This is a genomic window from Bacillus cereus group sp. Bce041 (assembly GCF_052646455.1).
On the sequence record NZ_JBQXON010000011.1, the window covers coordinates 16,965 to 31,553 of the forward strand.

The window sequence follows — 14,589 nt, forward strand, 5'->3', positions numbered from 1 at the left end:
TTCCGCACATATGAGAGGGGTTTATAAAACTATGCGCTACGTTATCATAACAGGAACTTCACAAGGTTTAGGTGAGGCAATCGCTACGCAATTATTAGAAAAAAATACAACTGTCATCTCTATTTCTAGAAGAGAAAATCAAGAGCTTACAAAACTTGCAGAGCAATATAACAGCAATTGCATTTTTCATTCCCTAGATCTTCAAGATGTACATAACTTAGAAACTAACTTTAAAGAGATCATTTCATCTATTAAAAAAGACAATGTATCCTCTATTCATTTAATTAATAATGCGGGTACAATTGCACCTATGAAGCCAATTGAAAAAGCTGAAAGTGAACAATTCATTACGAACGTTCACATTAATTTACTTGCACCTATGATTCTTACATCTACATTTATGAAACATACGAAAGACTGGAAAGTAGATAAACGCGTTATTAACATTTCATCTGGCGCAGGAAAAAATCCTTACTTTGGCTGGGGCGCTTATTGTACAACGAAAGCTGGTGTAAATATGTTTACACAGTGCGTAGCAACTGAAGAAGTGGAAAAAGAATATCCAGTAAAAATCGTCGCTTTTGCACCTGGCGTTGTTGATACAAATATGCAATCACAAATTCGCGAAACAAATAAAGAAGATTTCATAAATTTGGACCGCTTCATTGCATTAAAAGAAGAAGGAAAACTATTATCACCTGAATATGTTGCGAAAGCTATTCGTAACTTACTAGAAACTGAGGACTTCCCTCAAGGCGAGGTTATTAGAATCGATGAATAACAAAAAGGCGTGCTAAAATAGCACGCCTTTTTGTTCTACTTCTCTAAAAATATAAGCACAGACTCCGCAATTTGCTCATAACCAATTTCTTGATAAATTTTATTCGATGTCGGATTCGCTAAATCAGTATATAACGTAGTCGTCTTGTACCCTTCATCTAACATACGTTGACTAAGTGCCGCTACACACTTAGATGCGTATCCCTTTTTCCTTGCTTCTTTCGGCGTATATACAAAATTAACTGTTATATTATTTTTAGTTGGTCTCGTTTTTGCAGCTACAGAAACGAGTTTCCCATCCACTTCCAAACCAAACAGTCGATTTGTAGTTATTAATGTATATGCAGTTTGTTTTGCTTCTTCTTTCGTAGTAGGAAGCTTTACATCTTCACAAAATTGATATATCCACTGTTCTATTAATGGTAATTCATCATTATTTACCGCTCGAAAAAGTCCATTCGCATTACACTTCTTCTTTACTCTGTTCAACTCATACACACCTTGCTCCATTGCAACATTCATTTTCTTATTTTCTAATACCGCAATCTCTTCCGCTAATTTCTGTACAATTTTCTTATTACCGATCAATCCAGGAATATCCGGATATACTTTCGTTAACTCTTTTGCAAGTTCCTCAATAGCTACTCCCGAAATTTCAGAAGTTGCAACAATGATTTGTTTCTTCTCTTCTGTTTGCAGAAATACAACCGCAATGTCTTCTCCTTGTTTCGCTATCCCCATAAATATCGGTTCTTGAACCATTTGTAATACACCTAATATGAGATTGTTTTCCTGCTCATTCTTTTCTAGAAATGGTGTAACATCTTCTTTAAAATGAAAAATCTCTTCATATACATGTAATTGAATCATCGACAATCTCTTCTCTCTATTTATATTTTAATTAAGTATTGGCGATTAATTCATTAAATCCCTCTTTTACGATTCAATAATATTCAAAGCTAATGTATTCAAGGCATTTTCAACTTGTAAAATTCTCTGTTTTTCCTTTTCAAATACATCTTCTTCTTTTCGAAAGGACTCTTTTCGATTTTTAATCATACGCTTCATTTCTTTTTTACTCGGTCCACCGTATACATTTCTTTTTTGAATAAAAGCTTCTGGCGATATAATTTCTTTCCACTCTTTTTCTAATAAATTTATTTTAAAATGTTCTTGCAAATACATATTTACATCTTTGAAGTGTAATTCATGTAGTTCTTTTTTCTGCTCCAATGACATATTTGCAATAGCACTTGCTGCATGATGAGCATGCCGAAATGGAATTTCATAGTTTTTTGTTAAAACATCGGCGAAATCCGTTATCGTTATTGCATGTTTATAGGAACGACTTTTTAACGTTTCTTCTTCTACTTTCATCGTTCGGATCACTGCATTCATCATACAAAAAACACGAATTGCCTTTTCAATCCCTTTATATAAATATGGCTGCAAGTCATCTTCCGTATCGACAATATCACCAAATGGTGTATTATGAATCATTTGAAATACTGTAAATGCTTCTCCTAAAGCACTACTTGTAATTGCACGAGCGTGTTCAATTGAAACCGGATTTCGTTTTTGCGGCATAATACTACTGATTTGTACATATGGCTTTGCAACAGTAATACCGTCATATTCTTTCGTTGCTAACAACAAAAAGTCATGAATCCATCTACTCGTATTCGTCATCATTACCATAAGTAGCGAGCTAACTTCTAATAAATAATCCGCTCCAGCAACAGCATCATATGAGTTCTCAATTACATTTGTAAATCCAAGTAGATGAGCAACTCGTTCTCGTTTAATCGGGAAACTTGTTGTAGAGAGTGCAGCTGCCCCCATTGGAGACTGATTTAAAAGCTGGTACGTTTTTTTCATTCGTTCTAAATCTCTTTGCATCGTATCATAAATTGCTAACGTATAATGACCAAATGTTGTTGGCTGTGCTGGTTGTGTATGTGTATAAGCTGGCATGATCGTTTCCTTATGATCAACGGCAAGTTGCAGTACACTTTCTTGCAATAACAAATGATGTTCTATTAATCGTAATACATATCGCCTTAAACTCATGCGATACATCGTTACGCCCATATCATTTCTACTTCTACCAATATGCATATTACTTACAAAATCGCATTTCGCTTCTTGAGAAATTAAATGTTCGACTAAAAAAAAGAGATCTTCATGCTGCTCTGTATAGAGCAATTGCTCTTCTGGAATTCCCTCTACCTTTTTTAATGCGTGTAATATAACTTTAGCTTCTTCCTTTTTCATTAAATTTTCTTCCGTCAGCATCGTAATATGTGCTTTATGCACTTGAAACATATCTTTCAATAAGTAATTTCTTTGAAAATGAAATACATGTTGTAATACACAATCCACATATGTTTTCCCAGGGAAATCAGCGCCTTCACTCTTTATAAACTCTTCTTTACTTTGTTTCATCACCTTTTCCCCTCTCACCTAAGTATTACTACCCATCATACCCAGAGATAGAAAAAAAGTGCTTGTACATAAAAATAAACTCGGTGCTCTCTGCACCGAGTTTATTTAATAAAAGTCGCATCATACTTATCACTTTGCAACACTTGGAAATGTAAGTTTGCTAAATGTTTCCGTATTTCTGCACTATCGTCTTCATTTAAATTATTTGCCAAAAACACAATCTCCGTACAGTTTCCACGTTTATCCATAGCGTAAACTGCTTTTGTAACCGTCCATGGTGTATAACCATTCTTTTGCCCAGCATGTCTAAATGTTTTACGGTATTTCTTGGCACTCATGTCTGTTTCAACGATATTTGCCCACACTTTTTCTTCAGCTTCTGTCAAGCCACCTTTATGGTTTGCCTTTTGAAGTAATACCATATAATCATTTGCAGAAGCTGCTGGTAATCTATCTGACCAAATTTTGTCGTAACGTTCCTCTAAATAAAGCGGAATTTCCTTCTGTAATAATGGTCCCTTCTTCTTTAAGCGTTCATGAATAATCATCGCATATTCACGATATTGCTCTTGAGACATTTCTTTTAACTTTTTCTCTATTTTATATTTTGGAACATGTAATTCTTTATGCAAATATCCCGGGATATACAAAGATGAAACGATTGGAAATAGTGGTTGATGTGCAGGAAGTGATAAACTTTGTAAATTTCGATTGATGTTATCTAATCCTAACAATTCCATTAAGTATTCAGCATTTGCATTCGAACTAAACTTAACCATTCCTTTTGCCACTTCTTCTAAAGAAACCGCTCCTTCAGTTATCTTGCCCGTTTTCTCCAAATACTTTTGCCATCTATCTTGTGCACCACCATCTGTATTCGGCACATAATAGCGATTCACATCATTAATCGACACGAAACTAGAAGAATCAATTTTCCCTTCAGTAACTTGTTTCGTATATTCAAGCGCCACAATTAATTTCATCGTACTAGCAACTGGCAATACAACATTTGGGTTTACAGAATAAACAACTTTATCATTTCTCTTTACTAGAAGCGCACTATTTTTTTCATCTTTATGTTCTTCAATAAAAGATGCAATATACTGTGCATCATCATTATTTGAACTCCACACTTTTTTCACTAAAAAGTTACCCGATATTAGCAAAACAAAAATACCCACAATTACTGCGCATACTATAGTTTTTTTCAAGTAAAATTCCTCTCCTATTGTGTAACTCTTCTCTATTTATCATTTAAAAACAAAATAATGGAGATGGTCATTTACATAACCATCTCCATTATTTTAACTTGTATGCTCCTATTATGTCTACGTCATAAATTTCACAAAATCCTCAAGAAACTTTTTATAATGTAACGACCAACCAATTCGCACCCAATTTTTTAATGCTTTTGCATCAGGTTGAGGCCGAAAATCAGCAATACTCTCTCCTTTTGCAATTCCAGCTGTATCTACATCGACACGACGATATACATAATCTAAAAGGGATGGATTTGCCGCAACCATCATTGTAACGACGTCATGTACTGGACTTCCTTTTATTTTCGGATTTAACTTTCTATAAGCTTTATAATAGTACGTAAATATCGGCTCGATTAACTTATTAAAACTCGTTTTAGAGTGTTTCGTAATATATTTTACCATTTCCGGTGTAATAATTGCTTCAGATGTAACGTTAAGTGGCACTAATGTCACATTTTTGGCATTTTGCATAACTAATTGTGACGCAATGGGATCACCATGAAAATTCGCCTCTGCGACTGGTGTTACATTGCCAGGCATTAAGAAAGCACCGCCCATTATATAATATTCTTTCACATACTTCATCATCGGCTTTTCTAAAATAAATGCTGTCGCTAATGTTGTTGATCTACCAGCATCGACTATTATTAATTCTCCTTTATATTTTTCAAGAAGATCAAAAAATGTACAAAAAGGCTTTATATTTGGTGAAAAAGTTTTTGGAGGTTTAATTGGCCCTAAACCGTCTGTCCCATGAATTTCTGGATAATACGTCGTAATATCTCCGGATAAAGGAATTTTCGCACCATTAATAACAGGTATATCTTCCCGTCCTGCCATTTGCAATAAATATGCGGCATTACTTGTCGCCTTTTCTTGTGTTACATTTCCATATCCCGTTACTACACCAACAATATCAATATCAGGATGCAACAATCCATACATAATTGCTAAAGAGTCATCAATTCCTGGGTCTCCTAAAAATAACACTTTTTTCATCGACCTCAACTCCATCCCCTCAGTTGTTATTAATTTATGAATAACCGTGGATATACAGAATAAAAAAGAACAAATTCATACGAAAAAACGCAGTCTTATAAGGACTACGTTCTTCAGCTAACCTATACTGTTTTTTTTACAGCACTCATACTTCCAATAACATAAGCGATAAACGCAAAACAAATCGGGAAGACAACTGTATGTATACCGAACGGATTTGGATAGAAAAGATGAATACACATATATGAGCCTACCCCAACTAAAATAGACGCAAGCGCTCCTGTAGCATTTCCTTTCCTCCAATATAACCCTAATACGATTGGCCAAATGAATGCTGCTTCTAATCCACCGAAAGAAAATAAATTTAGCCATATTAAAAAATCTGGTGGTTTAATCGCCGCTGCATAAACGAGTAGTCCTACAATACCAGTAATCCACAAACTTCCTTTTTTTATCGTACTGTCTGCTGCATCTTTATTTATGTAATTTACATATATATCTTTAATAATTGACGAGCTTACAAGTAATAATAAAGAGTTTACTGTAGACATAATCGCTGCCATCGGTGCAGCTAAGAAAACTCCAGCTAACCAAGGAGGTAACACTTCCATCGCAAGTAGCGGCATTACTTTATCTGGTACCGTTATACCTGGAAGTACTACTCTTGCAAATACACCAGTTAAATGCATACCGATCATAATTGTGCCAACGACAACGGTTCCAATTATTAAAGCTTGATGCATCGCTTTTGAATTTTTATAAGACATGGCACGCACGCTAATTTGCGGTAAGCCGACAACGCCAATTCCAATTAAAATCCAAAATGATGTAACATATGATTTCGTTAAACTGCCATCTGCTCCGAATGGTGTAATTAACTTTGGATTAATTTGAACAAGTTCCTGCATAATCTTTTCAATTCCACCACCAGCAATGACAGTAGCAATTAAAATGATTGTCGTTCCAACTAACATAATGATTCCTAATAATGTATCTGATAGAGCAACTGCACGAAATCCACCAATTAATACGTACACAAGTACAGAAAAAGTAAATAAAAATAGTGCTGTTGTATACGATAGACCAGTTAGTGACTCGATTAATCGTCCACCACCGACCCACTGGGCTACTGTCGCTGAAAATAAAAAGATAATAATACATAACGCAGAAAGTATAACAACTGCTTTATTATTGTATCTCCCTTTTAAATAATCGATAAGAGTAATTGCTTCCATCTTCCTAGCGATAATTGCAAACTTTTTACCGATAACCGTTAAAACGATATAGCCTGTTACAACTTGAATCGCAGATAACAGTACCCATCCAAGACCCATATTGTAAGCAATACCAGGGCCACCAATAAAGCTACTTGCACTACCGTACGTAGCAATCATTGTCATCGCTAATAATAAACCGCCTAGCTCACGCCCACCAAGAAAATATTCTTGTAAAAATTTATTATGAGCAGTTGCTTGCACACGTCTTGAAGCATATACACCAATTAAAAATACAACGATAAACGAAATTATCATTGGAATGATTACATACCAATTCATCTATTATTCCTCACTTTTTTCTTCCTCATCGAGTGAAATATCTTGAAATACAAAACGAACAACTAAACTAAGTAAAATAACCATAACGATAAATCCAACGATACAGCTATAAAAAAACCATGCGGGAAAACCTAATACATATGTATATTCATTCGGATTTTTACTACCAAGCCCATAAGCAAATCCGTACCATATTATAAAATTAATAATAGCAAGTCCAAGACCAATTAACGCTTCTCTATGGGCTATTCGAAAGCGTGGATCATCATGATAATCTTTCATTTTTACCCCTCCTCTCACGATGTATTATTGTACCATTGTTCTTCTAGTTTTTCCTACTAGAAAGCAAAAACAAGCAGGATTTTTTATAATCATATAGAAGATTCTCTTACATTACATATTTTTTACAATTGTAACACAAATGAAATTTGAATTTTCAGTATTTCTTAATTATGATTTTAATTAGAGGCTTTCCATCTAGTTTCCACATCCTTGATTTCGGAATAAGCGCCGTCTCGTACTGCGTTTACATTATATTTTCAAGGGGGTTATACAATGAGTCAACTAGCTGTAAATCTTCATGAAAAGGTAGAGAAATTTCTTCAAGGTACAAAAAAGTTATATGTGAATGGATCTTTCATTGAAAGCGCTTCCGGTAAAACATTTAAAACACCTAACCCAGCAACTGGTGAAACACTTGCCGTCGTTTCTGAAGCTGGTCGCGAAGATATTCATAAAGCTGTAGTCGCAGCTCGTATGGCTTTTGACGAAGGTCCTTGGTCTCGTATGAGCACCGCTGAGCGAAGCCGTCTCATGTACAAGTTAGCTGATTTAATGGAAGAACATAAAGAAGAGCTTGCACAGCTCGAAACATTAGATAACGGAAAGCCAATCCGTGAAACAATGGCAGCAGACATACCACTTGCAATTGAGCATATGCGCTATTACGCTGGATGGGCTACGAAAATCGTTGGTCAAACAATTCCTGTTTCCGGTGATTACTTTAACTATACACGCCATGAAGCTGTTGGTGTCGTTGGTCAAATTATCCCTTGGAACTTCCCGCTTCTTATGGCAATGTGGAAAATGGGAGCAGCGCTTGCTACAGGATGTACAATCGTTTTAAAACCTGCAGAACAAACTCCACTATCTGCTCTATACTTAGCTGAATTAATTGAAGAAGCTGGATTCCCGAAAGGTGTTATTAATATCGTACCTGGATTCGGTGAATCAGCTGGACAAGCTCTCGTTAATCATCCACTCGTTGATAAAATTGCATTTACCGGTTCTACTCCTGTCGGTAAACAAATTATGCGACAAGCATCCGAAACATTAAAACGCGTTACACTTGAATTAGGCGGTAAATCACCAAATATCATATTGCCAGATGCTGATTTATCTCGCGCGATTCCTGGTGCACTTTCTGGTGTTATGTTTAACCAAGGACAAGTATGCTCTGCTGGATCACGCTTATTTGTTCCGAAGAAAATGTATGATAATGTCATGGCTGATCTCGTCCTCTATTCTAAAAAACTAAATCAAGGTGTCGGTCTTAACCCTGAAACAACAATTGGCCCTCTCGTTTCCGAAGAACAACAAAAACGTGTAATGGGCTACATTGAAAAAGGGATTGAAGAAGGCGCTGAAGTCCTTTGCGGAGGAAGTAATCCATTCAATCGAGGCTACTTCGTTTCTCCTACAGTATTCGCTGACGTAAATGATGAAATGACGATCGCAAAAGAAGAAATTTTCGGTCCAGTTATTTCTGCAATACCATTTAACGATATTGATGAAGTAATTGAACGTGCAAATAAATCACAATTCGGCTTAGCGGCTGGTGTGTGGACAGAAAATGTTAAAACAGCACACTATGTTGCAAGTAAAGTACGTGCAGGTACAGTATGGGTAAACTGTTATAACGTCTTTGATGCAGCATCTCCATTTGGAGGATTTAAACAATCTGGTCTTGGCCGTGAAATGGGATCTTACGCATTAAATAACTATACAGAAGTAAAGAGCGTTTGGCTTAACTTAAATTAATGAGAAAGAACCTGACCTACCTGGTCAGGTTCTGTTCATTATGTATTCCTTTAAACTTGCAGTCCTCCGCTCACATTTAATACTTCACCTGTAATATAAGATGCGTATTCTGATGCTAAAAAGGCTGCTGCGTTCGCAATATCTTCTGGCGTTCCAATTCTACCAACTGGAATAGCGCCAACCATCTTTTCTTTCACTTTATCTGGTATCGTTTTGGTCATATCTGTATCCATAAACCCCGGACAAATCGCATTACAAGTAATACCGAAACTTCCAACTTCTTTCGCTGCTGTTTTCGTTAATCCTACAACTCCTGCCTTTGTAGCCGCATAATTTGCTTGACCTATGTTTCCTTCTCTACTAATTGAAGATATATTAATAATGCGTCCATACCCTTGTTGTCTCATGTAAAGAAGCGCGGGTTGCATACAATAAAAAACTCCAGTTAAGTTCACTTGTAATACTTGTTCCCAAGCAGACTTCTCCATTTTATGTAACATTGCGTCTCTTGTAATTCCAGCATTATTCACCAAAATATGTAATGTACCAAATTTTTGAACCGCATATTCAATTAACGACTTTGCTTCATTTTGATTACTCACATCACATCGATATGAGCACACTTCATATCCTTCATCTGATAACTCACGTGTCGTTTTTTGTAGATTTTCTTCATTTACATCGCTAATTAATACTTTCGCCCCTAGTTTTGCATAAACCCTTGCAATCTCTTTTCCAATTCCCTGTGCAGCTCCTGTTACAACAGCTGTTTTCCCATTTAAAAACTCCATTCCTATCCCCCATTTCTATTACTTATACTGTATATTTCGGCTCCTTGCTTTCCAATTCCTCTTTGTATAAAAAAGTCTATTTGTGTCAAACTAACTTTGCAACGTCGCATAAACGCAAGGAGATTGTGTCGAATGAACAAAAAGAATTTCAAACAAAGCAAAGCAACTGATGGCATTGATGTTGAGTTCTCTCGCGAACTCGCTGACCACAATGACTTAGAAGCAAACGCACGTGCAAATGCCGCTGATGCACGTCAAAAGCGCCAATCAACCGAAAAATAAGGTACATCACAACCTTATTCTTTTCAAAAGGGACCTACTACCCAACAAAATAAACCGAGAGACATCTCTCGGTTTATTTTCTATATTTTTTTGCATAATGAGCCAAAGTAAGCAATGGATATATATGAGCATAACTATGATAACGAATATAAAACCCACCTGGTAAACCTGTTCCAGTAGGATATTTTTCATTTATATAAGAGTTGGAGAGCAAATATGAAATACCTTTTCGAATGACTGGCGTTTCTTTATCATAGTAAGAAATGAGGGCATCTAACGCCCATGCTGTTTGGGATGGTGTACTAAATGGCAAAGTAACAAATCTTTTTTCCACACTACTTTGGCAAGATTCTCCCCAGCCACCATCTTCATGCTGTATATGTTCAAGCCATAAAGCTGCTCGTTTCACTGATGGATCGCTAGATGGTATTCCTAGTGACCGTAAACCAGTCAACACTGCCCACGTACCATATATATAACAAATTCCCCATTTCCCATACCACGATCCATTTTCCTCTTGTACATTCATTAACCAATTTATCGCACTTTGTTTTTGTTTCTCGGGCAATTCATTTTGCGTATACGTTCCGAAAAATTCTAATACTCTTCCTGTAATATCTGGTGTAGAAGGATCTGTAATCATATCACTTGCATTTTCGATTGGTAAATTTGCTAATATATGGCTCGTTACCCCTTTTTCAAAAGCCCCCCAACCACCATCATTATTTTGCAATCCTTTAACCCAATTAACCGCTCGCTTCCAAGCAGTGTCTACATTTTCGTTCCCTCTACTTCGCGCCAATGCTCTTAACGCAGCAGTTGTATCATCAACATCTGGAATCGTCGTATTCACATCCGAAAAGCCCCAACCACCCGGGAAGAGATCCGGTGCATGTACACTCCAATCTACTTTCTTCGTTTGCTGTTTTCTTAGTAAATATGCTGATGCATTGTGAATCACTTTACTTGCTTTCGGAACTTGAGCTTCTTGCAAAGCATAACTGAGTAAAGCTGTATCCCATACAGTTGATGGAGAGTTTTGCAAATGGCTCCCTCTCTCCATCTTCCATATATAAGATGTGATTCCCGTTATAGCTTTTTGAATAATTGGTGATTGAATAGAATGTCCTAATGCAAGTAAAGCATAAATCATATAAAACGAGGCAGTTGCGTAGCTATATAATGTTCCATTTTCATCAATACGCTCTTTCATAAAACGTTCTACTTCCTCATATCCTTTATGATGCAAAGAAAGTGGATACGTTATAATTTTCTTCACGTCACTTACTAACGTTTGAAAAACTGGAGACCGATCCTCCCGAAACCATTCTCCGCCCCCGCCTGCAATGTGATTTAAATTTGGCAATAACTTTTTCCCTACTCGAAATCTTTTATTTAAACACAACATCATCGGAATTAAATGAATACGTGCTGAGCTACTCAGTTCAAAAATACTGAGAGGGGAATCATTCTGCAGAAACATAATTGGTGTTGGCAAATGAAAGAGAGAAGGATATTCATATTCTCCATGAATCGCTAATAAAAACTTCGTCATAAAATGAGCACGCGCTACCCCACCGCGCTCATTTATAAACATTTCCGCTCGCTTCATATTCACATCTTCTTTTGTATATTTTTCCGATGCAAGTAAGGCAGCATAAGATTGAATTGTAGCAGATAAATTACCACCCACTTCATCTTCATACAATTTCCATGTTCCTTCATTTGTTTGGAGTGATGCTAATCTTTTTACAAACGGTTCTATCTCTTTATCTTTACCTAATAATTTTAATAAAAAAATCATATGACAATCTGTTAGTGGCGCTCCTTCAAAACAAAACCGCCACGTACCATCTTGCCGTTGCATTGTTTGAAGTGCAGTTGTTCTTCTCGCTATTTCTTCATGCACTTTTTCATATAATAACAAGTTGCTCACCCACCCTTTCGAAATCCGTATAACGATATTCAAAAAGGTAGCTGAATATGTATAAAAACAAAGAAAAGCAGAACATATAAAATGTTCTGCTCATAAACAATACCCTACTCCGACAATAATCCCTAATAAAGCACCGACTACTACTTCATACGGTGTATGCCCAACAAGTTCATTTAACTTCTTATATTCTGTTTCTCTACCGTGAAAAAAATCATTCAATATTTTTGCTTGTTTACTTACTGCAAGCCTTACTCCTGAAGCATCATACATAACAATAATGGCAAAAATTGTAGCAACCGCAAACATCGAGCTTTCCACACCTTCCACTACTCCAACTCCTGTAGCAAGCGCTGTAACTGTTGAAGCATGAGAACTTGGCATCCCACCTGAAGCAAAAAACTTTGCAAAATCAAATTCACCTGTTTTAACTAATTTGAAGACTACTTTCGTTAATTGTGCTAAAAACCATGAAATTACAGCTGCCATAAGCGGATCATTATGTAAAATTGTTTCCATGTTCTCAGCTCCTTACTGACTATAATGGAAATTCTATATAATATAAGTATAAAGAAAAATGCGTAGAAAATACTACGCATTATGATACTTTTGCTGATTTATTTTTTATAAATTTCGGTTGTTTCTGCACTAAAAACTTAGTCTTCGCTACCGAGAATACAAATAATGCAACCCATATACAGAAAAATGCAATCATATGAGTAGATGTGAAATGTTCACCAAATACGAATACACCTAAAATTAAGCTAATTGTTGGTGCAATATATTGTAAAAAACCTACCATATAAAGTGGAATAAGTTGGGCTCCTTTTGCAAAATAAAAAAGTGGTAGAGCTGTAACAATACCTGCTCCTATTAATAGTAATGTCGATAACATTGAAATAGATCCAAATGAGCCGAAACCATGGGCGCCTGTCATAACAAGGTAAATGATTGCAAGCGGTGTCACTAACATCGTTTCCATCGTAAGTCCAATTGTAGCATCATAGTTTAACAGTTTTTTCGTTAATCCGTATAATCCAAATGAAAAGGCAAGTGAAAGAGAAACCCACGGAATAGATCCGAAACGCACTGTTAAAATGATAACCCCCACTCCAGCTAAACCAACTGCAACATATTGCCAGAAGTTTAACTTTTCCTTTAAAACGACTGTACCAAGTAAAATACTAATAAGCGGATTAATATAATAGCCAAGACTCGCTTCAATAACATGATTATGATTAACGGCCCATATGTAAACAAACCAGTTTCCGCTAATCAAGACTGAAGCTATTGTTAATGACATTAATAATTTAGGTCGTTTAAAAAGATTCACAAATTCCCCAATAAACTGACGAAACCTCTTCGTAACACCTAATACGAGTAACATAAAAACAAATGCCCAAACGATGCGGTGTGCTAATATTTCATCTGCTGGAACTTCCTCAACCCATTTCCAATAAATCGGTAGGATTCCCCACATCGTGTAAGCACCAGCCGCGTATAGTATCCCTTTTTTTTGCTCTGCTGATTGACTCCCCATCTTCCTTTTTCTCCTCTTCTCATTTTTTCTCCATTATACGGTCTCACATGCTCACTTTACCAATAATCAATCTGCATTTCTTTCGACATTTCTCATACAACGAATAATAAACATACCGTTATTACAACAAGTAACGGTATGCCGAAAACAAATTTCTTTTTATGAGTTTTATGATGAAACATATACATGCCGATCCAAGCTCCAACTGCTCCTCCAGCTGCCGCCGATAAAAACAACGTACTTTCTGGCGTTCTCCACTGTTTCTTCTTTGCTTTTCGTTTATCAAGCCCCATAAGGCTAAAAGCTATAACGTTAATAATAAGAAAATAAATCCATTTCATCGCTTTCTCTCCTTATGAAAAATTCGATTAATAGTAACACGAAAAAACGACGGAAACAACTGAAGAACTCTTTTTATCCAACTAGTTTCATTCCTTTTTCTTAATTAGTTACCTTCATATTTACATAACCAACTAAAATCGCAGTTAAAGCATTTAATATAGAAAAATGTTATGAGTAGAATCTTATATTTCATTACATTCATCCACTACCATATCATCAAAAAAATTGCTCTCAATCACTTTCTCATCAAAACGAAGAACTACAATTAGCCCTACATATAAAGAAACAAAATTTAGAAACCATTCCCCATTCTCATCTTTCTTAGCTAAGCATTTAAATATCTCTTGAAATTGCACCCGCTCGTCTGCAGCAACAATGTGACGTACACCAAAATATTTCAATACAAGATTCAGCTTCAGCTGTACGGATAATGATAAAATATATTTTAATAGCTTCGTATACTCTGCACTATCTTTTTGACTATACAACTTCACAAGCTTTGGATGTAAATTCGAAATCGATAATTCCTCGTCAGTCACTCTAGTTACTTCTATCGTTTCAATCATCTTTTTCATATCCATCACATTCACCCCTTCTGAAAAAATTCTAAAGCCAAAGA

The 14,589-nt window shown here is 36.0% G+C and carries 15 protein-coding genes; 3 read left to right on the forward strand and 12 right to left on the reverse strand.

Going from position 1 to position 14,589, the window contains the following annotated elements:
- Nucleotides 1-31: 31 nt before the first annotated feature.
- On the forward strand, nt 32-781 hold the full coding sequence (locus ACUN13_RS24710; protein WP_257115611.1) for a (S)-benzoin forming benzil reductase: 750 nt from the start codon (nt 32-34) through the stop codon (nt 779-781).
- A 35-nt stretch (nt 782-816) separates the two neighbouring features.
- Here the strand turns inward: ACUN13_RS24710 and ACUN13_RS24715 are convergent, their stop codons facing one another.
- The 6 genes from ACUN13_RS24715 to ACUN13_RS24740 form a co-directional block, all read right to left on the reverse strand.
- On the reverse strand, nt 817-1,650 hold the full coding sequence (locus tag ACUN13_RS24715) for a GNAT family N-acetyltransferase (protein WP_000615373.1): 834 nt from the start codon (nt 1,648-1,650) through the stop codon (nt 817-819).
- 66 nt (nt 1,651-1,716) lie between these two features.
- Nucleotides 1,717-3,225 carry an argininosuccinate lyase gene (gene argH, locus ACUN13_RS24720; RefSeq protein ID WP_257115612.1) on the reverse strand — a complete coding sequence of 503 codons (1,509 nt, stop codon included), beginning with the start codon at nt 3,223-3,225 and terminating at the stop codon, nt 1,717-1,719.
- Nucleotides 3,226-3,326: 101 nt separating this feature from the next.
- Nucleotides 3,327-4,436: a serine hydrolase gene (locus ACUN13_RS24725; protein ID WP_000751366.1), complete on the reverse strand. Its 1,110-nt coding sequence runs from the start codon at nt 4,434-4,436 to the stop codon at nt 3,327-3,329.
- 117 nt (nt 4,437-4,553) lie between these two features.
- Nucleotides 4,554-5,486, reverse strand: coding sequence for a nucleoside hydrolase (locus ACUN13_RS24730; protein ID WP_000756458.1), 933 nt, complete (start codon nt 5,484-5,486; stop codon nt 4,554-4,556).
- A gap of 122 nt (nt 5,487-5,608) precedes the next feature.
- On the reverse strand, nt 5,609-7,042 hold the full coding sequence (panF, locus tag ACUN13_RS24735) for a sodium/pantothenate symporter (protein ID WP_001104820.1): 1,434 nt from the start codon (nt 7,040-7,042) through the stop codon (nt 5,609-5,611).
- 3 nt (nt 7,043-7,045) lie between these two features.
- Nucleotides 7,046-7,324, reverse strand: coding sequence for a YhdT family protein (locus tag ACUN13_RS24740; RefSeq protein ID WP_000656239.1), 279 nt, complete (start codon nt 7,322-7,324; stop codon nt 7,046-7,048).
- Between the two features lie 273 nt (nt 7,325-7,597).
- Here ACUN13_RS24740 and dhaS point away from each other — a divergent pair, with 273 nt between their 5' ends.
- Entirely contained in the window at nt 7,598-9,082 is a 1,485-nt protein-coding gene (dhaS, locus tag ACUN13_RS24745) for an aldehyde dehydrogenase DhaS (protein ID WP_086401819.1), read from the forward strand.
- Between the two features lie 50 nt (nt 9,083-9,132).
- Here the strand turns inward: dhaS and fabG are convergent, their stop codons facing one another.
- Nucleotides 9,133-9,873 carry a 3-oxoacyl-ACP reductase FabG gene (fabG, locus tag ACUN13_RS24750; RefSeq protein WP_000395038.1) on the reverse strand — a complete coding sequence of 247 codons (741 nt, stop codon included), beginning with the start codon at nt 9,871-9,873 and terminating at the stop codon, nt 9,133-9,135.
- A gap of 132 nt (nt 9,874-10,005) precedes the next feature.
- Between fabG and ACUN13_RS24755 the strand changes: the two genes are divergently transcribed.
- Nucleotides 10,006-10,155: a YfhD family protein gene (locus tag ACUN13_RS24755; protein ID WP_001035815.1), complete on the forward strand. Its 150-nt coding sequence runs from the start codon at nt 10,006-10,008 to the stop codon at nt 10,153-10,155.
- A gap of 73 nt (nt 10,156-10,228) precedes the next feature.
- Here the strand turns inward: ACUN13_RS24755 and ACUN13_RS24760 are convergent, their stop codons facing one another.
- The 5 genes from ACUN13_RS24760 to ACUN13_RS24780 all read right to left on the reverse strand — a co-directional run bounded on the left by ACUN13_RS24760 (nt 10,229) and on the right by ACUN13_RS24780 (nt 14,551).
- Nucleotides 10,229-12,082: a terpene cyclase/mutase family protein gene (locus ACUN13_RS24760; protein ID WP_000928146.1), complete on the reverse strand. Its 1,854-nt coding sequence runs from the start codon at nt 12,080-12,082 to the stop codon at nt 10,229-10,231.
- A 99-nt stretch (nt 12,083-12,181) separates the two neighbouring features.
- Nucleotides 12,182-12,607 carry a divergent PAP2 family protein gene (locus ACUN13_RS24765; protein WP_000447820.1) on the reverse strand — a complete coding sequence of 142 codons (426 nt, stop codon included), beginning with the start codon at nt 12,605-12,607 and terminating at the stop codon, nt 12,182-12,184.
- Nucleotides 12,608-12,686: 79 nt separating this feature from the next.
- Nucleotides 12,687-13,628 carry an EamA family transporter RarD gene (rarD, locus tag ACUN13_RS24770; protein ID WP_000535539.1) on the reverse strand — a complete coding sequence of 314 codons (942 nt, stop codon included), beginning with the start codon at nt 13,626-13,628 and terminating at the stop codon, nt 12,687-12,689.
- Nucleotides 13,629-13,720: 92 nt separating this feature from the next.
- The gene (locus ACUN13_RS24775) at nt 13,721-13,969 is read right to left on the reverse strand and encodes a DUF1294 domain-containing protein (RefSeq protein ID WP_000871349.1); all 249 of its coding nucleotides are present in this window, start codon (nt 13,967-13,969) and stop codon (nt 13,721-13,723) included.
- A gap of 183 nt (nt 13,970-14,152) precedes the next feature.
- Nucleotides 14,153-14,551, reverse strand: a complete 399-nt coding sequence (locus tag ACUN13_RS24780; protein ID WP_000367296.1) for a hypothetical protein — start codon at nt 14,549-14,551, stop codon at nt 14,153-14,155.
- Nucleotides 14,552-14,589 lie beyond the last annotated feature (38 nt).